Origin of the sequence: Thalassospira sp. SN3W (assembly GCF_038070535.1) — a bacterium.
GTDB classification, from domain to species: domain Bacteria; phylum Pseudomonadota; class Alphaproteobacteria; order Rhodospirillales; family Thalassospiraceae; genus Thalassospira; species Thalassospira xiamenensis.
This window is the reverse complement of sequence record NZ_CP121124.1, coordinates 85,867-110,504: the sequence shown is the minus strand read 5'-3', so window position 1 is coordinate 110,504 and position 24,638 is coordinate 85,867. Positions and strand designations below refer to the sequence as shown.

At 55.4% G+C, this 24,638-nt stretch carries 20 protein-coding genes; 11 read left to right on the top strand and 9 right to left on the bottom strand.

Features of this window, described 5'->3' with window-relative positions; translation table 11 throughout:
• Positions 1-2: 2 nt before the first annotated feature.
• From fdhF to fdhD, 3 genes are all read left to right on the top strand, one after another.
• A complete protein-coding gene (gene fdhF, locus P8T57_RS00480; RefSeq protein ID WP_341364249.1) occupies positions 3-2,882 on the top strand; it encodes a formate dehydrogenase subunit alpha in 2,880 nt (959 codons plus the stop codon).
• A 96-nt stretch (positions 2,883-2,978) separates the two neighbouring features.
• On the top strand, positions 2,979-3,203 hold the full coding sequence (locus P8T57_RS00475) for a formate dehydrogenase subunit delta (RefSeq protein WP_037992672.1): 225 nt from the start codon (positions 2,979-2,981) through the stop codon (positions 3,201-3,203).
• 8 nt (positions 3,204-3,211) lie between these two features.
• Positions 3,212-4,012, top strand: coding sequence for a formate dehydrogenase accessory sulfurtransferase FdhD (gene fdhD, locus P8T57_RS00470; RefSeq protein WP_341364248.1), 801 nt, complete (start codon positions 3,212-3,214; stop codon positions 4,010-4,012).
• Between the two features lie 6 nt (positions 4,013-4,018).
• On the opposite strand, the gene P8T57_RS00465 is transcribed toward fdhD, so the two are convergent.
• The 4 genes from P8T57_RS00465 to P8T57_RS00450 form a co-directional block, all read right to left on the bottom strand.
• Positions 4,019-5,032 (bottom strand): LacI family DNA-binding transcriptional regulator, encoded by a 1,014-nt coding sequence (locus P8T57_RS00465; protein WP_341364247.1) that lies wholly within the window; start codon positions 5,030-5,032, stop codon positions 4,019-4,021.
• A 130-nt stretch (positions 5,033-5,162) separates the two neighbouring features.
• Positions 5,163-6,668: a tripartite tricarboxylate transporter permease gene (locus tag P8T57_RS00460; RefSeq protein ID WP_037992668.1), complete on the bottom strand. Its 1,506-nt coding sequence runs from the start codon at positions 6,666-6,668 to the stop codon at positions 5,163-5,165.
• 26 nt (positions 6,669-6,694) lie between these two features.
• Positions 6,695-7,120, bottom strand: a complete 426-nt coding sequence (locus tag P8T57_RS00455) for a tripartite tricarboxylate transporter TctB family protein (RefSeq protein WP_007090598.1) — start codon at positions 7,118-7,120, stop codon at positions 6,695-6,697.
• 138 nt (positions 7,121-7,258) lie between these two features.
• Entirely contained in the window at positions 7,259-8,305 is a 1,047-nt protein-coding gene (locus P8T57_RS00450; protein ID WP_341364246.1) for a hypothetical protein, read from the bottom strand.
• A 346-nt stretch (positions 8,306-8,651) separates the two neighbouring features.
• On the opposite strand from P8T57_RS00450, the gene araD reads away from it, so the two are divergent.
• The 4 genes from araD (at position 8,652) to P8T57_RS00430 (ending at position 13,732) form a co-directional block, all read left to right on the top strand.
• A complete protein-coding gene (gene araD / locus P8T57_RS00445) occupies positions 8,652-10,397 on the top strand; it encodes an L-arabinonate dehydratase (protein WP_341364245.1) in 1,746 nt (581 codons plus the stop codon).
• 90 nt (positions 10,398-10,487) lie between these two features.
• On the top strand, positions 10,488-11,399 hold the full coding sequence (locus P8T57_RS00440) for a dihydrodipicolinate synthase family protein (RefSeq protein ID WP_341364244.1): 912 nt from the start codon (positions 10,488-10,490) through the stop codon (positions 11,397-11,399).
• A gap of 33 nt (positions 11,400-11,432) precedes the next feature.
• Entirely contained in the window at positions 11,433-12,947 is a 1,515-nt protein-coding gene (locus P8T57_RS00435) for an aldehyde dehydrogenase (NADP(+)) (protein WP_341364243.1), read from the top strand.
• Positions 12,948-13,006: 59 nt separating this feature from the next.
• The gene (locus P8T57_RS00430; RefSeq protein WP_071240614.1) at positions 13,007-13,732 is read left to right on the top strand and encodes a ribonuclease activity regulator RraA; all 726 of its coding nucleotides are present in this window, start codon (positions 13,007-13,009) and stop codon (positions 13,730-13,732) included.
• A gap of 84 nt (positions 13,733-13,816) precedes the next feature.
• Here P8T57_RS00430 and P8T57_RS00425 read toward each other — a convergent pair whose 3' ends face one another.
• The 5 genes from P8T57_RS00425 to xylF form a co-directional block, all read right to left on the bottom strand.
• Positions 13,817-15,061 (bottom strand): ROK family transcriptional regulator, encoded by a 1,245-nt coding sequence (locus P8T57_RS00425; RefSeq protein WP_037988569.1) that lies wholly within the window; start codon positions 15,059-15,061, stop codon positions 13,817-13,819.
• A gap of 105 nt (positions 15,062-15,166) precedes the next feature.
• Positions 15,167-16,348: a fumarylacetoacetate hydrolase family protein gene (locus tag P8T57_RS00420; protein WP_071240613.1), complete on the bottom strand. Its 1,182-nt coding sequence runs from the start codon at positions 16,346-16,348 to the stop codon at positions 15,167-15,169.
• Entirely contained in the window at positions 16,345-17,163 is an 819-nt protein-coding gene (locus tag P8T57_RS00415) for an ATP-binding cassette domain-containing protein (RefSeq protein ID WP_071240612.1), read from the bottom strand. Before P8T57_RS00415 ends, P8T57_RS00420 begins: the two co-directional genes overlap by 4 nt.
• A gap of 12 nt (positions 17,164-17,175) precedes the next feature.
• Positions 17,176-18,441 (bottom strand): sugar ABC transporter permease, encoded by a 1,266-nt coding sequence (locus tag P8T57_RS00410; protein ID WP_202965941.1) that lies wholly within the window; start codon positions 18,439-18,441, stop codon positions 17,176-17,178.
• Between the two features lie 84 nt (positions 18,442-18,525).
• Positions 18,526-19,557, bottom strand: coding sequence for a D-xylose ABC transporter substrate-binding protein (xylF, locus tag P8T57_RS00405; RefSeq protein WP_114093878.1), 1,032 nt, complete (start codon positions 19,555-19,557; stop codon positions 18,526-18,528).
• Positions 19,558-19,801: 244 nt separating this feature from the next.
• Between xylF and P8T57_RS00400 the strand changes: the two genes are divergently transcribed.
• From P8T57_RS00400 to P8T57_RS00385, 4 genes are all read left to right on the top strand, one after another.
• A complete protein-coding gene (locus P8T57_RS00400; protein WP_341364242.1) occupies positions 19,802-20,563 on the top strand; it encodes an SDR family NAD(P)-dependent oxidoreductase in 762 nt (253 codons plus the stop codon).
• A gap of 77 nt (positions 20,564-20,640) precedes the next feature.
• Positions 20,641-22,806 carry a dihydroxy-acid dehydratase gene (locus P8T57_RS00395; RefSeq protein ID WP_341364241.1) on the top strand — a complete coding sequence of 722 codons (2,166 nt, stop codon included), beginning with the start codon at positions 20,641-20,643 and terminating at the stop codon, positions 22,804-22,806.
• Between the two features lie 112 nt (positions 22,807-22,918).
• Positions 22,919-23,614 carry a dienelactone hydrolase family protein gene (locus tag P8T57_RS00390; RefSeq protein WP_341364240.1) on the top strand — a complete coding sequence of 232 codons (696 nt, stop codon included), beginning with the start codon at positions 22,919-22,921 and terminating at the stop codon, positions 23,612-23,614.
• A 137-nt stretch (positions 23,615-23,751) separates the two neighbouring features.
• Positions 23,752-24,594, top strand: coding sequence for a fumarylacetoacetate hydrolase family protein (locus P8T57_RS00385; protein WP_341364239.1), 843 nt, complete (start codon positions 23,752-23,754; stop codon positions 24,592-24,594).
• The last annotated feature ends 44 nt before the right edge of the window (positions 24,595-24,638 follow it).

Here is a 24,638-nt window from a genome sequence, read left to right as displayed (position 1 = left end):
CGATGTCCTTGATACAAGAAGTCGACTACGGAACCCCCGCCGTGAAATCCGAAAAGACCGTGACAATTAATGTCGACGGATTTGATGTGACCGTGCCCGAAGGCACGTCGATCATGCGGGCCTCAATGGAGGCGGGCATTCAGGTGCCGAAACTATGCGCGACCGACATGGTCGATGCGTTCGGTTCATGCCGCCTGTGTCTGGTGGAAATCGAAGGCCGGAATGGCACCCCGTCATCCTGCACGACCCCGGTCGCGGATGGCATGGTGGTTCATACCCAGACCGAAAGATTGAAGAAAATCCGCAAAGGCGTGATGGAACTTTATATTTCCGATCACCCGCTGGATTGCCTGACCTGTGCGGCGAATGGTGACTGCGAATTGCAGGATATGGCCGGTGCGGTTGGCCTGCGCGATGTGCGTTATGGTTATGATGGGGGCAACCACGTCAAGACCCGCCAGAATGGCGAGGAAAACCCGCGCTATATGGCCAAGGACGAGAGCAACCCGTATTTCACCTATGACCCGTCGAAATGTATCGTCTGTTCGCGGTGTGTGCGGGCGTGCGAGGAAGTGCAGGGGACTTTTGCCCTGACCATTGAGGGGCGCGGGTTTGAAAGCCGGGTGTCGCCGGGCATGCATGAAAACTTCCTGGATTCAGAATGCGTGTCGTGTGGTGCCTGTGTTCAGGCCTGCCCGACGGCAACGCTTCAGGAAAAATCGGTGATCGAAATCGGTCAGCCGGAACATTCGGTCGTTACCACCTGTGCCTATTGCGGGGTCGGCTGTTCGTTCAAGGCGGAAATGCGCGGCGATGAGTTGGTGCGCATGGTGCCTTACAAGGATGGCAAAGCCAACCGCGGGCATTCGTGCGTTAAGGGGCGGTTTGCTTATGGCTATGCCAGCCATAAGGACCGTATCCTGAACCCGATGATCCGCGAAAACACGTCTGATCCGTGGCGCGAAGTCAGTTGGGAAGAAGCCCTTAGATACACGGCGGACAAGTTCCGTTCGATTCAGGCAAAATACGGCAAGGCCGCGATTGGCGGGATTACGTCATCGCGTTGCACGAACGAGGAAACCTTCCTTGTGCAGAAGCTGATCCGGGCCGGGTTTGGCAATAACAACGTTGATACGTGCGCGCGTGTCTGTCATTCGCCGACCGGTTATGGCCTTAAAACCACATTCGGGACATCGGCCGGGACGCAGGATTTTGACAGTGTCGAACATACCGATGTGGTGATCCTGATCGGGGCCAATCCGACGGACGGGCATCCTGTTTTTGCATCGCGCCTTAAAAAGCGGTTGCGTCAGGGGGCGGAGCTGATCGTGATTGATCCGCGTCGCATTGATCTGGTGCAGTCACCGCATATCAAGGCCGCCGCCCATCTGGCATTGCGTCCGGGTACCAATGTTGCGGTTCTGACGTCGCTTGCGCATGTGATTGTGACCGAAGGCCTGTTTGACGAGGCATTCATTCGCGAACGGTGCGACTGGGATGAATTCCAGGATTGGGCGGCGTTTGTGTCCGATCCGCAAAACAGCCCGGAAGAGGTCGAACGCCTGTCGGGGGTTCCGGCGGAAACCGTGCGCAAGGCGGCGCGTATTTTTGCGCGCGGTGGCAATGGCGCGATCTATTACGGGCTTGGCGTGACCGAACACAGCCAGGGATCAACCACGGTAATGGCGATTGCCAACCTTGCGATGGCGACGGGTAATATCGGGCGTCCGGGTGTGGGTGTGAACCCGCTTCGTGGGCAGAACAACGTGCAGGGTTCGTGTGATATGGGATCGTTCCCGCATGAATTACCGGGTTATCGCCATATTAGCGATGATGCGACGCGCGACGTGTTTGAAAAAATCTGGGGCGTCAAACTCGATGGCGAACCGGGTCTTCGCATTCCCAACATGCTTGATGCCGCGGTCGAAGGCACGTTCAAGGGCATCTATATTCAGGGTGAAGACATCCTGCAATCGGACCCGGATACCAAGCATGTCGCCGCCGGTCTTGCGGCGATGGAATGCGTTGTGGTTCATGACCTGTTTTTGAACGAAACAGCAAATCATGCGCATGTGTTCCTGCCCGGTTCGACCTTCCTTGAGAAAGATGGGACATTTACCAATGCGGAACGTCGTATCAACCGTGTTCGCAAGGTGATGAGCCCGAAAAACGGCTTTGCCGATTGGGAAGTGACCCAGAATCTGGCGCGTGCGATGGGGCTTGATTGGAGCTATAACCATCCATCACAGATCATGGATGAAATTGCCCGCACCACGCCAAGCTTTGCCGGGGTCAATTATGACCTTCTGGAACGCGAAGGATCGATCCAGTGGCCATGCAATGAAAAGGCGCCGCTGGGGACGCCGGTGATGCATATCGACGGCTTTGTGCGCGGCAAGGGCAAGTTTGTTGTGACCGAATATGTTGCAACCGACGAGCGTACCGGACCGCGCTTCCCGCTGTTGCTGACGACGGGGCGCATCCTTAGCCAATATAACGTTGGGGCACAGACCCGTCGTACGCAAAACACTGCATGGCACAAGGAAGACCTGCTTGAAATCCATCCCCATGATGCCGAACAGCGTGGCATTCGCGAAGGGGACTGGATCCGTCTGGCCTCACGGTCGGGTGAAACGTCGTTGCGAGCAACGATTACCGACCGGGTTGCACCGGGGGTGGTTTACACGACCTTCCACCATCCGGGCACACAGGCCAACGTGATCACCACCGATTATACCGACTGGGCGACCAACTGCCCGGAATACAAGGTTACCGCGGTTCAGGTCACGCCGAGTAACGGACCGACCGAATGGCAGGTGGAGTATGACAAGCAGGCTGAACAGTCACGCCGGATCCTTCCACGTGTCGATGCGGCCGAATAGGCGCGAAATGTTGCCCGGTTTCATGATAGGATCGTGTCATGAAACCGGGTGTTTTCGTCCGTAAAATCAAGAATTCCGGCGGGAGATTAAACGTTAATGGAACCTGACAAACTCGTCTACATGGCCAATCAGATCGCGACCTTTTTCACATCAAAACCCCACGCCGAAGGGGTCGAGGGGGTGGCCGGGCATATCAGCGATTTCTGGGAACCGCGCATGCGCAAGCAGCTTTTTGACATGATCGAAAGAGGCAATGGCGGTTTCCATCCGCTGGTGATCGAAGCCGCCCCATTGATCCGCAAGGTCAAACAACCGGCGTGACAGCAAAAATGACATCGGCAAATCGCATCATTGATGGCCGTGACCATGATCCGGCGCGTGCCGTGACGCGCGGCGATGGCACTGGTGATGCACCGATGATCCTGCAGCCGGAAATCCCGGCGGCACTGACGTTCAATGGCACGTCCCACGCGGTAATGATGGTGTCGCCGCACGATCTTGAAGATTTCATGATCGGGTTTGCCCTGTCCGAAGGCATTGCCGATCATGCCGGGCAGATCAATTTGCGTGATGTGCGGAAAACCTTGCAGGGTTATGTGATCGAGGCGGATCTGGACGAAGATATTCTTGACCGGCTTGAAGTACGCCAACGTACCCTTGAAGGGCGTTCGGGCTGCGGGCTTTGCGGTGTGCAATCGCTTGAGGCGGTTGCGATGGACAGGATCGGCACCGTTGTGCCGGCGAATATGCCGCAGGATGTTGTTTTGCGGGCGATTGATGCCCTTCCTGAACATCAGACACGTAACCGCCAAGGCGGTGGGCTTTTGCATGCCAGTGCGTTTGTCGATGCGACCGGCGCCATCCGTATCGTGCGCGAGGATATCGGGCGTCATAATGCGCTCGACAAGGTTCTTGGTGCGGTGGTGCGACAGGGGGTTGATAAAGCCGGTGGTTTCATCCTTATGACCAGCCGCTGTTCATATGAAATCGTCACCAAAACCGTGCAATGCGGGGTGGGCGGACTTGTAACCCTTTCGGGGCCGACATTAACCGCGGTCAATCTGGCGCGACAGGCGGGATTGACAATGATCTGCCGCGAACGGCGCGGGTTGTTCCGGCGTTTTGCCTAAGCCAAATCAGGCGGAATCCCGTTCGACAATTTCAAATCCGATATCGATGCAGTTCTTTTGCAGCGGCTTTTTGTCTATGCGTGCCATTAAGGCTGTCGCCGCCTGAGAGCCCAGATAAGCCCGGTCAACGTGAAGCGATGTCAAACTTGGTACTGTGAAAGCGGCAAAATTCTGGTTCCCAAAGCCGATCACTGCAATGTCTTCGGGGATGCGCAGATTGCGTGTCTGTGCTTCGATGATGACCCCATGCGCCAGCAGGTCGGAGCTGCACATGACAACGCCGTTCTTGAAGCCCTCATCAATAGCCTGTGCAAGTGACTTTCGTCCCAGTTCCAGACTGGCGGGACTATCTAGGCATATCTCTTTGACGGGATTGTTGCCTAGCTTGCGAAAGGTTTCGGAGAAAGCATCCTTACGTCGCAGCGCACGTTCGTCGGCGGCCGAAATGGCCAGCGCATTGCGATAGCCCTTTTTATGCGCGAACTTCGCGGTTTCCTCGCCCGATTTTGCATGTGAAAAGCCAACACAGGTATCAATCGGGGATTCCGTCATGTCCCAGATTTCAACCACCGGAATTCCGGAGCCCAGAAGCATCCGTTTGCATTTTGCCGAATGATTGATCCCGGTCATCATGATGCCATCGGGACGGCGGCTTAGCATGGTTGCGAGGACCGATTCTTCTTCTTCCATCGAAAGGCCGGTTTCAGCAGTCAGAACATGATAGCCATGCCCGCGCATCACCTGAATGAAATGCTTGATGAATTCGGAATAGGCGAAGTTGGTGATGGACGGGATCAGGGCAACAATCAGGTGACTTCGCTTGGATGCCAGGGCCCCGGCGACCATGTTTGGTACATAGCCGGTCAGTTCGATTGCATCTTTGATGCGTTGAAGTGTCTTTGCGGAGACTTTGGACGGATCGTTAAGGGCACGCGAAACCGTCACCTGCGACACACCGGCAAGTCGCCCCACAGATTCCATCGTTACGGTGCCCGAATGGTGTTCTTTGTTCTGAGACATTGTGTGCGGTGTTTCGTTTTTCGGCAAAACGGTTTCTCTGTTGAAGTCATTTTGTGAAGGCGCCCTTGGCATCGGCTTGATCCGAGGGCACCTTCACATTGGCATCACTGGATGGCAATCGCGTTTTATCTTAATTGCCAGATGTCGTCAGGTCCCGTTTCTTTTTGCGAGAAATTGCAACCGAGAACCAGACGGAAAGTGCAATCAGTATCCACAACAGAACCGCGATCCAGCTTTTGGTGAAGAAGATCGAGAGCGTGCCAAACGATTCAATGCTTTTGACGAAATAGATTTCCGCCGACGGACCAAGGATAAAACCGATGATGAAGGGGGCGATTTCCAAGCCGATTTTATGGGCAAAGTAGCCAAACAAACCGAATATCAACAACGTCCAGACATCAAACATCACGCCGTAATTGATGGTGTATGCGCCAACAACGCACATCATCAAGATGATCGGAAACAGGATGTTTTTCGGGATCATCACCACCTTGGCGATGTGCCGGATGGCAAAGATCATGACAATCAGCATCACGATGTTTGCTGCAAGCATGGCAACAATCATCGCATCCCAGGTTACCGGATTGTTGCCGATAAACAGGGGGCCGACCTGAATGCCCTGCAAGGTGAAGGCACCGATCAGGATGGCGGTTGTGGAATCACCGGGAATGCCAAGCGAAAGCAACGGTACCAGCGCGCCGCCGGTCAGGCCGTTATTCGCACTTTCCGATGCCATGACGCCGGAAGGTTCGCCTTTGCCAAAGCGTTCCGGATTTTTTGAAAAGTTTTTTTGCTGGCTATAGGCCAGGATCGATGCGGCACTGCCGCCGACACCGGGCAAAATTCCCACAAAAGTACCAATCCCTGAAGATCGTATCAGGTTGACGAACTGACCTTTGAAGACGGAAAAATCGAAACGTTTGCCTTTGCCGATCTTGACCGATGAAAGACCTTTTTCGTCCTTCATGCCACTTTCGGCTTCGATCAGGATGGTCGACAGGCCAAAGATGCCGATCAGTACCGGCAGCAGCGAGAAGCCACCTTCAAGGTAATATTCCAGAAATTCAGGTACCAGACGCAATTCGCCGTTGCCGCCGCGCGAAATATCGTAGGCACCGATCAGGCTAAGGAAGATACCAAGCACGCCACTGAAAACGCCAACGAGCATGTTGCTGCTAAGTGCTGCCATAACGGTCAGCGCAAAGAAGATGATCAGGAATTTTTCAACATATGAAAATTTGATCGCAAAGTCGGCAAGTGCGGGGGCAAAGAAGAAGAGTGCCGCCAGACTGATGATGCCGCCGACAAAAGATGAAATGACTGCGATCCGAAGGGCGCTTTCACCGTCGCCCTTTTGGGTCATGGGGTAGCCGTCAAATGTGGTGGCGATTGAGGATGGCGTTCCCGGGATATTCAAAAGAATAGCCGGAACAAGTCCGCCCGAAATGCCGCCAACATAAAGACCCAGCAAAAGGGCCAGACCGTTTTCCAGACCAAGGGAATAGGTCAGGGGTAAACACACCGCGACCGCCATGGTTGCCGTCATTCCGGGGATCGCACCAAAAATGATGCCGATCACCGTGCCGGATGCAACCAGGGTAAAGAAGAACGGCGTTAAAATGGAAAGAAAATCCATATCAAATCTCTCGTGTCGTTCTTGGCTTAAGGAAGCGATATGTTGAAAAGTTCCGACAGCAGGTACCAGACAACGCTTGGTGCTATCAGGGCATTCAGGCCCGCGATCAGCAGATGCCGCTTATCGCGCTGCTGCAGGTAAAGCACGCTCATGGCAAACAGGTAGGGGATCGAACAGATATAAAACCCGAGGCCGGTATTCGGATAAAAGTCGCCCACCCATGGCATGGCGATGAAATAAAGAACGGTACCGGCGAGGGTTCCGAAAAAACGCATATGGTCAATTTTGGCCGGCCACCAGGGGACAGAGCCAACCGTTGCCAAAATCGCGCGACTGCGCGTTGCCAGTATCGCAACCAGTAAAATGCCAAGCACAATGGCAACGATGGTTGGAAATACCGTGTGCGATGTATCGAAATCAATGGACACTGATAAAAGCGATTCCAGTGACATGAAGTATCTCCTTCTTATCCCGCGCTGCCCAATGTGCTGAAAACGTGTCGGTTTTAGCGGCGGGCACGGTTGTCGGGATAGTCTTCATCTGTCGATGTTCCTGTTGGCCCGGCAGATGGCCGGGCCAACAGGGAATGGCTAGTTCGTCGAAATCGAAGAGATGATTTTCCGGATGGTTTCGCTTTTACCTTCAAGATAGGCAGAGGCTTCTTTCGATGGCAGGAAGTTCGGAATGAAGAAGGAATTCTTCTGGGTTTCCTGAATTTTGCCTTCGGCATAGATTTCGGCAAGGGCATTGTCGATGGTTTCGACGATTGCCGGATCCATGTCTTTGTTGAAGAGGAAGAAGAACTCTTTATCAAAGGTGAAGTCGTTCGTGCCGTCCATCGTGACGCTTACATTCGGTGTGGTGTAGCCGAGCAATTCTTCGCTGGTCGTGTTGCCCATGCCTTCCGGATTTGCCTGTTTGATGGTTTTTTCACGGGCTGTTACCCAGATGAAACGCATCGCTTTCTGGTCGTCCTGCGGAAGCTGGGTGAACTGTTCGTTTGCCTGTACGGAGCCGTTGATCACATCGGCCTGACGATCAAACAGAAGCTGGTTTTTATCTGCCTGCGAACCGGTATTGACGGCGACGATGTTTTCTTCAGCGCCCGGATACATGATTTTTGCTGCGTTTTTCATAGCAGAAAGACCGATTTCCGAAACGCCACCAGCCTGAATGGCGACGCGAATGCGCTGTCCGGCAGCCGCAGCGGCAAAGACGTCTTCCATTGATTTGAACGGAGAGTCTTTTGCAACAAGGTATGCGTTGCCCGGATTGATCGAGACGGTGGCACCGACATTGTATTTTTCAAAAATATTGTCGTAACCGCGAACGCCATAAAGGTTGCCCATATAGGCACCGTCATGGAACATCATAAGCGTCGTGCCACGTGAATCGCGATCAAGTGCCTTGAAGGCTTCGCTCACACCAACGGCATCAACCTTGACGTTGATATCGAGTTTTTTCGAAAGTGCTTCGGCGATGATTGCGCTGTTCTGATAGGTGTCGCCACCGGTTGACTTCGAACCGATGACCAGTCGAACGTTGCTTGGCAGGTCGGCTGCGTTGGCAAGAGACGGTGCTGCGAGTATGGCTGCAAGCCCGACGGCAGTGGCGAGGGTTTTGAAAAGTCCGGTCATTGTTTCCTCCCGAATGACGCGATCCTGAATAAGGGCTCCTTGCCCGAGATGCCCGGCCGGGGTGGTTCCCGATAGGCCTGCGCTTTGCTTGTTCTTGTTATTGTTGCCTGTAAAATTCCAAGCGTAATGAAAGCGCATACATAAATTCATACAAGTCGATTTAACTTCTGTCAATCCCGGAATATTTGGTCTTTTTGTATAAGCTTCACACGGGAAAATACATGTAAGATAACTTGACAACATTGATGTGTATGCGCATACATGGCATCATAAATGAAATTGCATTGTTCTGTCGGGTTTGCATGTGCATAGTCACCCGGCAGGGCAGATACACGGGAGGAACGCAATGTCCGAAAAACAAAAAAAATCTGCCGAAGACCTTAGAAGCGCGCGCTGGTTTGCGCCCGACGATCTGCGTTCGTTTGGTCACCGTTCGCGTCTGATGCAGATGGGGCTTGATCCGGAAGACTGGACAGGTCGCCCGGTCATCGGAATTCTGAATACCTGGTCGGAATTGAACCCGTGCCACGCTCATTTCCGCGAACGTTCCGGTGATGTCAAAAAAGGCGTGCATCAGGCGGGTGGTTTCCCGGTCGAACTTCCGGCGATTTCGGTTGATGAATCTTTCACCAAGCCGACCTCGATGCTGTATCGCAATCTGCTGGCGATGGAGGCAGAAGAGCTGATCCGTTCGCATCCGCTCGATGGTGTGGTTTTGATGGGCGGTTGCGACAAAACCACGCCGGGTCTTGTCATGGGTGCGATTTCGGCGGGTGTGCCGATGATCTATCTTCCGGCTGGCCCGATGCTGCGCGGGAATTATGCCGGTAAAATCCTTGGCTCTGGGTCGGATGCATGGAAATACTGGGATGAACGCCGTGCGGGTAACATCAGTGACGAGGAATGGGTGGGGGTCGAAGGCGGCATCGCACGTTCTTATGGTCACTGCATGACCATGGGCACGGCATCGACCATGACCGCGATTGCCGAAGCCATGGGGCTTTGCCTTCCTGGCGCGTCGTCGATCCCGGCACCGGATGCCGGTCATATCCGTATGTCGACCCAGTGTGGTCGTCGCATCGTTGATATGGTCTGGGAAGATCTGACGCCTGAAAAAATCGTCACCCCGGCGTCGGTAAGAAACTCTGCCGTTGTTGCGATGGCGACCGGTTGTTCGACCAATGCGGTGGTGCATCTTCTGGCGATGGCGCGCCGGGCCAGCATCAAGCTTGATCTTGATGATCTTGACGCTCTTGGCCGTACCACGCCGCTGATTGCCAATATCCGGCCGTCGGGCAAGGGGGATTACCTGATGGAAGATTTCTTCTATGCCGGTGGTCTGCGCGCTCTGATGGCGGAACTTGGCGACAAGCTTGATACAAGCGTTACGACGGTGACCGGCAAGACGCTTGGAGAAACCCTTGAGGGCGCGACGGTTTATAACGACGATGTCATTCGTCCGCTGTCCAACCCGGTCTATCACGAAGGATCGCTTGCCGTGCTGCGCGGCAATCTGTGCCCGGACGGGGCGGTGATCAAGCCGGCCGCCTGTGATGAACGGTTCCGCAATCATCAGGGGCCTGCACTTGTATTTGACAGCTACCCGGAAATGAAAAAGGCGGTTGATGACGAAAATCTTGATATCACGCCCGATCATGTGATGGTTCTACGCAATGCCGGGCCGCTTGGCGGGCCGGGATTCCCGGAATGGGGGATGCTGCCGATCCCGAAAGCGCTGATCAAGCAGGGGCATCGTGACATGTTGCGCATTTCGGATGCGCGTATGTCGGGCACGTCTTATGGGGCGTGTGTGCTTCATGTTGCGCCGGAAAGCTATATCGGCGGGCCGCTCGCCCTTTTGAAAACCGGCGATATCGTGAAGCTTGATCTTGATAACCGTCGTCTGGACATGCTGGTGGATGAAGATGAACTCGAACGGCGTCGCGCGGCTTGGAAAAAGCCCGAGGATCGCTATCAGCGCGGTTATGGCTGGATGTTTGGCAAGCATGTCACCCAGGCCAATGAAGGCTGTGATTTCGACTTCCTGTCGCCCGACTTCGGCAAAACCGCCGGTGAGCCGGATATCTTCTGATTAGCCGGTTGGTTGATCCGGCAATGATCGATGACAAACTGGTGGCGCACCCATCGCGCCACCACCAACAGAATTCAGGGACTTTGACCAATGGCACTTTCCAAAGCCGATTTGCGTGGCGTGCTGTCCGGGATTTCCGGCATTCTTGTTACGCCTTATGATGAAAACGGCGATGTCGCGCCGAAAAAACTCTCCCCGATCATTGATCGTGCGCTGGCCGCGGGTGTCCATTTTCCGGTGGTAAACGGCAATACCGGCGAATTTTATGCGCTGACCACGGACGAGGCCATCACCATGGCCAGATCGGTTGCCGAAATGCTTGATGGTCGCGTGCCGATGCTGGCAGGTGTCGGGCGTGGCATTCGCGATGCGGTTGCATTGGCAAAGGCATCGGCGGACGCCGGTGCCGAGGCGCTTATGATCCATCAGCCGCCAGATCCCTTTGTCGCACCACGAGGTGTTGTCGACTATCTTAAACGCATTGCCGATGCGTCGGATGGTTTGCCGATGATGCTGTATCTTCGCAACGATACGATTGGCACCAAGGCGATTGCCGACCTATGTGCAGTTGAAGGTGTTGCCGGTGTCAAATGGGCGACGCCAAATCCGATGAAGCTGGCCGAGGCGATTTCAGCCTGCGATCCTGATATCGTCTGGGTTGGCGGGCTTGCCGAAGTCTGGGCGCCGACCTTCTATGCGGTGGGCGCGCGCGGCTTTACGTCGGGTCTGATCAATGTGTGGCCGGAACGTTCGATGGCGATCCATGCGGCCCTTGAAGGCGGCGATTACGAAACCGCACGCAAACTGATTTCGGAAATGCGGGCATTTGAAGATGTCCGAGCCGAAGAAATGAACGGTACCAACGTGACCGGAGTTAAATCCGCGTTGCAGGTTCTGGGCAACGATTGCGGACCGACGCGCCCGCCATCAGCTTGGCCCCTGACGCCTGCGCAGCATGACAAGCTTGTCGTATTCATGCGCGAAAACAAACTCGTGAAATAAGCGCCGGGATATCCCCGCGTAAAGGAGGCACCAATGTCCTATAACCTGACAGGAAAACATCTGATTGCCGGCCAATGGGTGGCGGGCGAGCAGACCTTCCAGTCCGAACCGGCCCATGGCCCGGCCAATACCTTCCCGGTCGGCACCCCGGCCATGGTCGATCAGGCTGCCAAGGCTGCCGAAGACGCATTCTGGTCCTATGGCTATTCCACCCGCGAAGAACGGGCGAAGTTCCTGAATAGGATCGCCGATGAAATCGACGTCCGTGGTGCGGAAATCACCGAAATCGGTACCCAGGAAACCGGCCTGCCGGAAGCGCGCCTGAATGGGGAACGTGGCCGTACCGTTGGCCAGCTTCGCCTGTTTGCCAGCCATATCCTTGCCGGTGATTATCTTGATCGCCGTCATGACGAAGCGCTTCCGGATCGTGCACCCCTGCCGCGTCCGGACCTGCGTCTGATGCAGCGCCCGATTGGCCCGGTGGCGGTGTTTGGTGCGTCGAACTTCCCGCTGGCCTTCTCGGTCGCCGGTGGTGATACCGCGGCCGCCCTTGCAGCCGGTTGCCCGGTCGTGGTCAAGGGCCATTCGGCCCATCCGGGCACGGGGGAGATTGTGGCCCAGGCGATTGATGTTGCGGTCAAGGCATGCGGCATTCATCCGGGCGTGTTCAGCCTGATCCAGGGTGGCAAACGTGATGTTGGCCAGAGCCTTGTGCAGCATCCGCTGATCAAGGCGGTCGGCTTTACCGGGTCGTTGGGCGGTGGTCGTGCGTTGTTCGATCTGTGCGCGCAGCGTCCGGAGCCAATCCCGTTCTTTGGCGAGTTGGGCTCGGTCAACCCGATGTTCCTGCTGCCGAAGGCCATGAGCGCGCGCACCGAAGAACTCGCCAGGGGCTGGGTCGGGTCGCTGACCATGGGGGCAGGGCAGTTCTGTACCAATCCGGGGATTGCGGTTGTCCTTGATGGTCCGGATGCCGATGCGTTTGTCGCAACCGCCAAGGCGGGCCTTGGCGATGTGGCGGCACAGACCATGCTGACCGATGGCATGGCTGATGCGTATCGCAGTGGGGCGAAACGTATTGCTGCGACGTCGGGCGTCAAGGAAGTCCTGACCACGTCATGTGATCTTCGCAATGCGACGCCGTATCTGTTTGAGACCACCGGTGAAAACTGGCTGGCCAATCATGTGCTGGGCGAGGAAGTGTTTGGGCCGCTTGGGCTTGTTGTCCGGGTGAAGGACATTGCCGAAATGCAGGCGATTGCCAGGGCGCTTGAAGGTCAGCTGACCTGTACGATCCATATGGATGGCGGGGATGCGGCAGATGCGCGTTCGCTGTTGCCGATCCTGGAACGCAAGGCGGGTCGTATTCTGGCCAATGGTTTCCCGACCGGGGTTGAGGTTTGCGACACCATGGTGCATGGCGGGCCATACCCGGCATCGACCAATTTCGGGGCGACGTCGGTCGGCACGATGTCGATCCGTCGTTTCCTGCGTCCGGTCTGCTATCAGAACATCCCGGCGGATGTCCTGCCGACTGATTTGGCCTGATCGCCTTTCATTGATTTGCCGGGGTGATTGCACCCCGGCGTACCTACGGAGTTCAGATAATGAGCGATTATGTCCTTGGTGACGCAACGCGCGAGAAGCTTAAACGGGTCAGCACGGCATCGCTTTGCACCGCCCTTTTTAAACGCGGCCTTCGGAACCAGTTTATTCAGGAGGTTGGCCCGGTTGCGCCAAAAGGCGAGAACATGGTCGGGCAGGCCTATACCCTGCGCTATATCCCGGCACGTGAAGACCGCAACCCGATCGAGGTTTTCCGCGATCCTAACCATCCGCAACGTGTAGCGGTTGAGCAATGCCCGGCTGGTCATGTTCTGGTGATGGATAGCCGCAAGGATGCCCGGGCGGCATCGGCGGGCTCGATCCTTGTAACCCGTCTGGTGAAGCGCGGCGTTGTCGGTATCGTTACCGATGGTGGTTTCCGCGATGCGGAGGGTATTGGCAAACTTGATATTCACGCCTATCACAACCGTCCGTCGGCCCCGACCAACCTGACCCTGCACGAGGCCTATGACCTTAACGTGCCGATCGGGTGTGGCGATGCGCCGGTTTTCCCGGGGGATGTTCTGGTCGGGGATAAGGATGGCGTTGTTGTCATTCCGGCCCATCTTGCCGACGAACTGGCCGAAGAATGCGCAGGCATGGAGAGCTTCGAGGACTTCGTTCTGCAAGAAGTTCTGGCCGGCAAGCCGATCATCGGCCTTTATCCGGCGACCAAGGACGAAACCAAAGCCAATTATGAGGCATGGCGCAAAAAAACGGGTCGCTGATCCCGTTATGCTTTGCTGAATATCGCGTAAAGCCGCCCCGTCTCGGGCGGCTTTTTGCATTTCGGGTCTAGCCAAGTGATCCGGTCAGTTTGCCGGTGGATTGGCGAACATGCTTTCGTCATGGCGCAAAAGGCTTTGGCCGATTGCACCCTGCAATGCCAGATCCTTGTCCCACGGCAGGTGGATGATCTTGGGCCCGTTACGCAGTTCCGGCACCTGTGCCTCGCGAAGGCCACGTTCGATTTCGGGTTCCATCAGATCGTAGGCCCGTGCGCCGGAACCGGTGATCAGGATGCGTTCCGGTCCCAGAAGGGCGATCAGATTGGCAATGCCATATCCGAGTACCTTTCCGGCGTGGCGGAACAGATCGGCAAGATCTTCGTGGCCGTCACGTGCCCGTTTGACCAGATCCATCATCTGTTTTTCGCTGGGATGCAGGTTGTTGGCATCGGGCATATCAATCAGGCCACTGGCATCGCGCAGAATGGCGTAATCCCCGATATAGGCTTCGATACAACCGCGTCGTCCGCAATTGCAAAGCGGGCCATCGGGTTGATATTTCATGTGACCGAATTCGGCGGCAGCGCCAAAATGGCCATTATACACCGCCCCGTTCAGGACAAGCCCCATGCCGACGCCGTAGCCTAGCATGATGACGGCAAAATCACCATTGCCGCCAAGATCGTTATTCTGGGTGATGGCAGTTGCAATGCAGTTAGCATCGTTTGACATCTGTACAATGCCGCCAAAGCGTTCGCGCAACGGTTTGGTGATTGCGATATGTCGATTGCGAAGGGCCGGTGACCAGATGATTTCGCCGCTGTTGCTGTCGGCAACGCCCTGAATGGCGATACCGATCCCGATGGGCGGGTTTGGTGCAATGTCGCGGTTATCGGAAATGAACTGATCAATCAGATCGCAAAGTGTTGTCACCAGCGATGTTTCATCAAGATCACGTGTGTTGATGCTGTGCTGGATGCTGCGTTCAATCTCGCCCTTGAAATTGCCCAGTGCGATTTCAACCAGATTGATCGTTAGTTTAACGCCAACCACACAGGCCGCGCCGGGCACAAGATCAAGTAGAACCTTGGGGCGGCCGCGTGTAGCGCTTTGGCCGTTATTGCCATTTGTGCCGTTTGGTGCGCCTTGTGTTTCCTTTACCAGCCCCTGGGCAATCAGATCGGCGGTCAGCGATGTTACTGTCGCCGGGCTTAATCCGGTGGCGTTGCCGATATCGATACGGGCGGCAGGGCCATGAATACGCAGAAAACGCAGAATGGCAATCTGGGATGGCTGGCGTGGGGTATCGTGATCGGTTCGACGGCTCATCGGCGGGGCCTGTTATTCTGCAAGGCGGGATCGGAACCGGGGGCAAACCCGGTTCCGGATAAGGGCATGTTTTTTATCGTTTTGGCAAGCTGGTGATGCGGCGGGTTAAAGCAATCCACGTGCGGCCAGATTGGTCATCAGTGCCGTAATGCCAAAGGTCCATGGCGCAATGGTATCGGACCGCTCGACCTGATTGCAAAGCTTGCCGAGGCAGGGGGTCGAAATGGTAACGAGATCGCCCATTTCGTGGGTGAAGCCCTTGCCAGCACCACCACGATCATCGGTGGGCGCAAACATGGTGCCCAGAAACAGCATGAAGCCATCCGGATATTGATGATGTTTGCCGCATGCCTGTGCGGCGAGGCTTTCGGGTGAACGGCTGATCTGGCTCATGGAGGATCCAGCATCAAGGTGATAGCCATCCTGCCCGTCGACCGCCATTTTAAGATCGGCCTGCTTGACGGTTTCAAGCGTGAAATTACCATCAAAAATGCGGATGAACGGCCCGATGGCGCAGGAGCCGTTATTGTCCTTTGCCTTGCCCAGAAGCAGGGCGGAGCGGCCTTCGACGTCGCGCAGATTGACATCATTGCCAAGGGTGGCGCCGACGATTTTGCCCTTTGAGCTGACAGCCAGAACCACTTCGGGTTCCGGGTTGTTCCAGTTTGAAATCGGATGCAGGCCGACATGCGCGCCATGACCGACGGCGGACATCGGCGGGGATTTGGTAAAGATTTCCGCATCCGGGCCAATCCCGACTTCAAGATATTGCGACCATGCGCCTTTGGCGATCAGGACTTCCTTGATGTCGGCGGCCTTTTTCGATCCCGGTTCGATTTGCGACAGGTCATCGCCGATGATGCCGGTGATTTCGGTGCGAATCAGATCGGCCTTGCTGGCGTCCCCACGCGCCTGTTCTTCGATCACACGTTCCAGAAGGCTTGCGACAAATGTCACGCCACTGGCTTTGATCGCCTGAAGGTCATTGGGGCTGAGCAGATGAAGGGTTTGCGATCCTGCACCGGGTTTTGATGCGGCAACAATGTCATCCAAAGTACCCACCAGCGGGAAACCGGACGGATTGCGAAGCTGCGATACCAGGTCGTCGCGTTCAAGAAGCTGACTTATGGTTGGGGCCAGTTTGCTGATATCGCGAAGGTTGCCCTGATCGACAACAACCGGGGTTGGGCCGGAAACGCGCGGGTCCCAGACGCGACCAACCAGAATGGCATTGCCATGATCGTCGGGCAGGATGTCGCTTGCGGTATTTGTGAAGTCGATAGTCATTGAAGGGCCTCTTTGTTCGGGGCGTTGGTGGCACCCGGTCCGGCAAGATGCAAAAGATGATCGGGCATTTTGCCCAGAATGATCATTCCAAGAACGTCATCATGGGTAACATCTTTGGTCGGGACGGTGCCGACCAGCTTGCCGTTCTTCATAACATGCAAACGATCAGACAAATCAAACACATCATGAAGATCGTGACTGATCAACAAAATACCGAGACCGTCACGTTTTAGCTGATCAATCAGTTCACCGACCATGCGGGTTTCATGCACGCCAAGGGCGGCACAGGGCTCATCCATGATCAGAACGCGGGCTTCGAACAAAAGGGCACGCGCAATTGCCACCGATTGCCGTTGCCCGCCCGAAAGTGCAGAAACGGGGGATGTGAATTTATGGAAATTCGGGTTCAGGCGATGAAGCACTTCACGCGCCTTGTGTTCCATCGCGGCATCGTCAAGAAAGCCAAATTTATCAACGATTTCACGGCCGAGAAACAGGTTCTGCGCGGCATCAAGATTATCGGCAAGGGCAAGGTTCTGATAGATGGTTTCGATATTGTTGTCGCGCGCATCGCGGGCGTTTTCAATCTTGGCTTCGCGGCCATCAACAATGATCTGGCCGGTGTCGGCCTTATATGCACCCGAAAGCACCTTGATCAGGGTTGATTTGCCAGCGCCATTATGACCCAGAACGCCGACGACTTCGCCGGGATAAAGATCAATGGAAACCCCATCGACCGCCTTGACCCCGCCAAAGCTGATATGGATGTCGCGCATTTCGACCAGCGGGCTTTGACCGGTTTTGATATCGTTCATTTCCCCATACTCCTAACTGGTCGGGTCGCTATAACGACGATGGAAATATTTGTCGCTGAACACGGCAAGGACAAGCACAAGGCCGATGACGATGCTTTGCAGTGATGTATCAACACCCAGAAGCGCCATGCCGCTTTGCAGGCTTTGCATCACAAGGGCACCGATCAGTGCGCCATAGATGGTGCCGACACCGCCGGCCAGCGACGTTCCGCCGATCACAACCGCGGCAATCACGCGCAATTCGTCAAGCGTGCCAAGGTCATTGCCCGCCGATTGCAGGCGTGCCGATGAAATCGCCGCACTGATCGCGCACAGAACTCCCATCAGGGCAAAAACCGCAACCGTCATGCGTTTGACGTTAATGCCTGCCAGTTCGGCGGCCTGTGGGTTGCCGCCCATGGCGAAAACGTAGCGCCCGAACCGGGTGCGTTTGGCAACGATGGTCAGAACAATCGCCACAAGGGCAACAATCAGAAGCGGAATCGGAATGCCGTGCGAAATCATAAGGTTTTCCGGCGTCACCGGAATACCGCGATCTTCAAGAATGCGTTCGGCTGCACGTTCGGGTAGATGATAGGCGTTCAATGTGATGATCGCCACCAGAACCAGCCCGGCCTTGATCAGTGTATTGGTATATTCCGCCCAGATCGGTTTGACCGGGAACTGGAAGGAAAGCCTGCGGCGACGTTCCATGATGGCGGCATAGATGATGGCGACAATGGAGATGGCTGCGACAATCCAGCTCCAGGTTGCGCCAATCGTGCCTTCGATCCCGCCGCCCAGCAGCATGAAATTGTGATCAAGCGGGGCAACAGTACGCCCTTGCGTGACCCACCATGCCGCCCCGCGCCAGACCAGAAGCCCGCCCAGGGTCACGATAAAGGCCGGAACGCCAAGATAACCAACGGCAAGCCCCTGTATGCCACCAATTGTCGCCCCGATCACCAACCCGACAAGAAGGGTGATGATCCATGTCATCGGGTGGTTGTATTCAAGGAATTGCGGCAGGATGTCGGATTGCACGACACCCATGATCATCGCAAGAACACCCAGTATCGCACCGACCGAAAGGTCGATATGGCGGGTGACGATAATCAGCACCATCCCGCACGCCATCACGGCAACGGATGCCGTCTGAACCGACAGGTTAAAGATATTGCGCGGGGTGATGAAGCGTCCGCCGGATGCGATGTCAAAGCCGATCCAGATAACCAGAAGCACAACGGCGAGCCCCACAAGGCGGCGGTCGACTTCCATCTTGGCAAGTAGTCTTGTCATGTAAAATGCTCGTCAGGCAGCGGGGCCGGTCGATCAGATGCGGCCGGCCCCGGGGTTTAACAAGGTCGGAGGGAGGAAACCTGCCTAGTTACAGGCAGCGACCTTGCCGCTTTCAACCCCTTTGCAGACGACGTCCTTGGATACCCAGCCCGCGTCGATCACAAGATCAAGCTTGTTCTGGGTGATCGCGACCGGATCAAGGAAGTAGGACTTCATGGTGACACCGTTCGGGCTGTTCCAATCCTGGGTTCCTTCGACGTCACCCAGTTTGGTGCCTTTTGCCAGTTCAACCGCGATTTCGGCCGCGCGCTGTCCCAGAAGGCGGGCATCTTTCCAGACCGAAACCGTCTGGGTGCCAAGCGCAACACGGTTAAGGGCGGCGTGATCGCCATCCTGACCGGAAACCGGAATGCCTTGCATGCCCTGTGCGGAAAGGGCGGCCACAACGCCACCCGCCGTGCCGTCATTCGAGGCGACAACGGCGTCAACCTTGTTATCGGCAGCAGTCAGGAACTGTTCCATGTTGCGCTGGGCGATGGCTGGCTGCCAGCTATCGGTATAGGCTTCGCCGACAACCTTGATATCGCCGCTATCGATTGCTGCCTGAAGGATTTCAAGCTGGCCTTCATGCAGGATATTGGCGTTCGGGTCGGTCGGTGCGCCTTTGATGAAGACGTAATTGCCTTTCGGCTGCTGGGCAAACACGGCTTCGGCCTGAAGACGGCCGACTTCCTTGTTGTTGAACGTAATGTAATAGGCGTTCGGGTCTTCGATCAGGCGGTCGTAGCCAACCACCGGAATGCCTTCATTGATTGCCTGCGTGACTGCAGCACCAATGGATGAGGAATCCTGTGCCAGAACGATCAAGGCATCTGCACCACGCGAAATCAGGCTTTCGATATCGGAAAGCTGTTTGGAGGGCGAGCTTTGGGCGTCGGCGCTGATATATTGTGCGCCAGCTGCTTCAAGCGCCTTCACAATGGCGGCTTCGTCGGTTTTCCAGCGTTCTTCCTGGAAGTTCGACCAGCTGACACCAACGATCAGATCGTCGGCAAAGGCGTTAGCGGAAAACAGCACGGCACCGGCCAGTGCGACCGAGGAGAGGAGTTTTTTCATCTGTTTCTTCCCTGAATGATATGTGTCTTGCAGTGACATTTATTTTTGTTGTCGAAAAAATGTTGACGCCTTCGATCCGTCCTGTCAAATTTTTTTTAATGAATAAATTAAAAATCTCGCTTCTTACGCTCAAGTCCGCCGTTGATCCGCATCATTGGTTGATTTCAGGCGGATTTGAGTTGGTGCGGCGCAGCATTTAATTTGATAGTGAAAAATAAAAGATGAAAACAAGTCAGGGAACGTCATGACAGCGAGTTATCACGACATAGAGGGCAAATCGGTTCTGGTGACCGGTGGCGCGTCGGGCATTGGGGCGTCTATCGTCCGGGCCTTTTGTGCGCAGGGTGCGCGGGTCGGCTTTTTTGATATCGATGATGCTGCCGCGGAAAAACTGTGTGCCGAAATCGAAAACGATCTGGGCGTGCGCCCGCATTATATGTCGCTTGATCTGCGTGATCAGGTTCGGATTCCCAAGGCCGTTACCGAAATGGCATCGAAAATCGGTGTGATTGATGTGCTGGTCAATAATGCCGCCCGCGATGACCGCCACAGTCCAGAAGAAACCGGGCCGGATGAATGGCGTGAGAAGCTTGATGTCAATCTGTCACATCAGTTTTTCTGTTCGCGTGCCGTGGCAAAGGGCATGGCCGAAAAGGGCCGTGGCAGCATCATTAATTTCAGTTCGGTAAGTTACTTGATGGGGTTGCCCGATCTGGTCGGTTATGAAACCGCCAAGGCTGGCATTGTCGGCATGACACGCGCCTTGGCACGTGACTGGGGTGCGGATGGCATTCGGGTCAATACCGTGATTCCGGGCTGTATTATTACCCAGCGCCAGCTTGATCTTTGGATCAGCCCCGCGGACGAGGAACGCATTCAGGAACAGCAATGCGTCAAACGCCGTCTTGTCGGGGATGATGTTGCGCAGATGGTACTTTTCCTAGCATCTGACGTATCATCGGCATGTTCGTCACAAAGCTTTATCGTCGATGGTGGACTTGTCTGATAGTCTGTCACCAATCGAATAAACAAACGCCGTAACGTCCATCATTCCGTTTCGCCATCCCGCAGCCAGAGTCCATTATGCCCCAATCCCGATCCCTTCCCAATGCCATCACCATTGACGAAAAAGCCAATCCCTATCGCGACTGCATTCAGGGGCTGGCCAATCAGCCGATTACTGTTGTGCGACTATTGCGTGATGCGGTGAATGAAAACCCGGTTGTTGCCAGCGACCGGAAATTCAATGTGCCCGAAATCCGCGATGTAGTCGGGCGTTTGGTGGAAAACCGGCCACGCATTGCGATTATTGGCGGGGCCCCGGATCATCCGGCACATTTGCTGGATCGGCCACAGGCCTTGATGGCGGCGATCCGTATCTGGGAAATGGGCGGGGTGCCGTTTCTGTTTCATGTGCCAGTGATTTGTGATGGCACCGCGCAGAATAATATCGGCCAAAGCTATTCCCTGGCATCGCGGAACCATACGGCGGCGGCGGTCAATATTACCTTTGAAGGCCACAGCTATCATGCGGCCTACGTCATTGCCGGGTGTGACAAGTCCCCCGCCGCGGTGGTGGCCGGTTTGGCGGCCGCCGATCTGGCGCGCAAATATCGCGGTGATCAGGCCCCGGTCTGGGCGGTGTTTGCGCCATCCCATGTCCTGAAGGGCGGAGAAATCCCAGATGGAACCCGCCGGTTGCTGGATAAAATTGCCGATGATGCGGACCGGGCGGGGCATGATGACCTTGGTTCGGATATTCGAGAAAACATGCGCTATATCCTGCAATGCACGTCTGACGAAGCCTTTGCCGGGTTGCTGGACCGGGCGCGGTTATTGGGCATTATCGATTGCAAGATGGAACGCCGGGTTCTTGATGAGCTTGCCGGGGCGACCTGTGATTCCAAGGGGGGAATTTGCGCCTTTAACGGCACGGGCAATTCATCGCGGACCATGCTGGCAGCCTTTGGCCTGACACCGCCCGAACTGGAATTGCTGACGGATGTGCCGCCCTATGCTGCGGTGGCGGCCGGGATTGATGCGCTGTTTGGGGTCTTCAACAAACCTGAATACGCGATCAGCAATCTGTTGAAACGCAACTTTGCCAATTTCGTGCGCATTCATAATGCCACGGGGTCAAGCAGCAACATGCTGCTGCATCTGCCCTTCATGATGCGCTATGCCGGGTTTGATGTGACGATTGATGATTATCAGGATGTGCGTCTTAAAACGCCGGTGCCGGAAATCTTTGCTCATAGCCTGACCGAAAACCGCGATACCTTTGTTCTGGCGCAGCAAATGGCCGAAGGCAAAAACCGTGGGATGGAAAGTATCTATCGCGTTCTTGCCGATCTTGGTGTGGCGATGGATCTGGATGCGCCGACGGTTCTTGGCAAAACATGGGGCGAACGGATTGCCAATCTTGAAAACCCCGTTGATTTGTCGCTGGGGGATAAATCGGTTATCCGGGCGACTCCTGTACGCAAGCGGTCCGGCGTGGATGTTCTGACCGGCAGCTTCTTTGAAAATTGTGCGGTCAAGACATCGGGCATGAGCGACCATCTGATCGAACATTTCGACAATCACGTTTTCATCGTGCGATATTATGAAAATGAGCATGTCTGTAACGCTGATTTTGCCTCGCCCGATCTGGTGACGCGCCTGATTGAAACCGATGGCGTGGACGAAGAACTGATTGCTGCCGTGGTGCGGCGCAATGGTGGCAACCGGGTTGATATGGACGCCCCCAAGGATATGCTGGCACAGGGGCATTTGTCCTTTGCCTTTGTGATTGGCGGGCAGGGGCCGGAAGCCTATGGCATGCCGGAAATGTTTTCACCGTCCCAGAACCTGCGCCACCATCGCATCCTTGAAGCGTCAAGCATGCTGATCACTGATGGCCGTTATTCCGGCGTGACCAAGGGCGCGTGTATCGGCCATATGGTGCCCGAGGCATTCGTGGGTGGCGGCATCGGTCATCTGCGCGACGGGGATGTGCTGCGTCTTGATCTGACAAAAAATACACTGGACTGGCTGGATCGCGATGCGTTCCTTGCAGGGACGGAAACGGCCGGAAGCCCGATTGATCTGGCGGATCGTGCGTCGTTATTTGCTGAACGGCAAAAACGCATGATCGCACGTCAATACGATATCGCAGCCAGCAACGTGATGGATCATGTATCGAACGCGGCACGCGGGATTGTCCCCGGTGTGGTGGATCGTCGTGCGGTCAATCCGTGGCGAAGCTGATCTGAGGGGTAGGGATTTCTGCCACGCCCTTGCGAAATCAGTATGATCCAATACCTCATCAGGGAAAGAACCGGCGTCGCCGGAAAATCTGATATCGACAAGGAGGACCATCATGACCAGCAAGCTGACCGTGCAGACGCCGGACGGAAATTTCGATGCCTATGTCGCCATGCCGGCCAAATTACCGGCACCGGTGGTGGTGGTTATTCAGGAAATCTTTGGTGTGAATGCCGTCATGCGCGGCATTGCCGATGATTATGCCAAACAGGGCTATATCGCGGTTTGTCCTGATCTGTTCTGGCGGATCGAGCCGGGGATCGAAATCACCGACAAGACCGAAGAAGAATGGAAACAGGCATTTGGCTATTATCAGGCATTCAATGTCGATAAGGGTGTCGAGGATATTGCGGCAACCCTGACGGCAGCACGCAAGATTGATGGTGCAAATGGCAAGGCCGGTGTTGTCGGTTTCTGCCTTGGCGGGCTTTTGACCTTCCTGTCGGCGGCGCGCACTGATGGCGATGCCTTTGCAGTCTATTACGGCGGCGGCATGAACAATTATGTCGGCGAAGCCGGGAAGATAAAACAGCCGGTGATCGTTCACCTAGCCGGGAATGATGAATATATCCCCGCCGATGCACAGGCCGTTATCAAGGACGCGCTTGATGACCATCCGTTGACCGAGCTTCATTTCTATCCCGGTCGCGATCATGCGTTTGCGCGCAAGGGCGGGGCGCATTACGACGAGAAGGATGCAGAAACCGCCAATGCGCGGACGGCCGAGTTTTTCCAAGCCAATCTTGTGTGATCGCCACAACGTGATCCCAACGAGGGCCGCAAATCTGCGGTCCTTTTAATTTACAAGATCAATGATCGTTGCTGGACCAAGGAATGGTTTATTTGTATTCCTCATACAAATAAACCATTCATGGGAGGAATAACCAAATGAAACTTCTGCGTTTTGGAGCTGCCGGTGTGGAAAAGCCCGGGCTTCTTGATCCGGATGGTGTAATCCGCGATCTTTCAGCTGTGATCGAGGATTTCAATCCCGATACCATTTCCGATGCGACCTTTGCTAAAATCGCAGCCCTTGATCCCAAAAACCTTCCGGCAGTTTCTGGCAATCCGCGAATTGGTGCCTGTGTTGCCAAACCGGGCAAGTTCATTTGCATCGGTTTGAACTATTCCGATCATGCCGCCGAGGCGGGCATGCAGGTGCCGCCCGAGCCGATCATCTTTTTCAAGGCAACATCGGCGATTTGCGGCCCGAATGATGATGTCGAAATCCCGCGTGGGTCGGAAAAATCTGACTGGGAGGTTGAGCTGGGCATCGTGATCGGCAAGCAAGCCAAATACGTGACCGAGGCGGAGGCGCTTGGCCATGTTGCCGGTTATTGCGTGGTCAATGATGTGTCCGAACGTGCGTTTCAGCTTGAACATGCAGGTCAATGGGTAAAGGGCAAAAGCCACGATACCTTTGGTCCGATTGGCCCGTGGCTGGTGACACGTGACGAGGTTGCTGATCCGCAGAACCTTCGCCTTTGGCTGGAGCTGAACGGCGAACGCGTTCAGAATGGCAGCACGGCAACCATGGTTTACGGCGTTGCCCATCTGATCAGCTATCTGTCGAAATTCATGACCCTGCAACCGGGCGACATCATCACGACCGGCACCCCGCCCGGTGTTGGCATGGGCATGACGCCGCAACGCTTCCTGAAACCCGCAGATGTCATGCAACTAGGCGTCGAAGGGCTGGGAAGCCAGCGTCAGAAAACCGTTCAGGCCTGATGAGGCTTGTGAACAAAATGAAAAGCCCCGCAGTGTATGTTGCG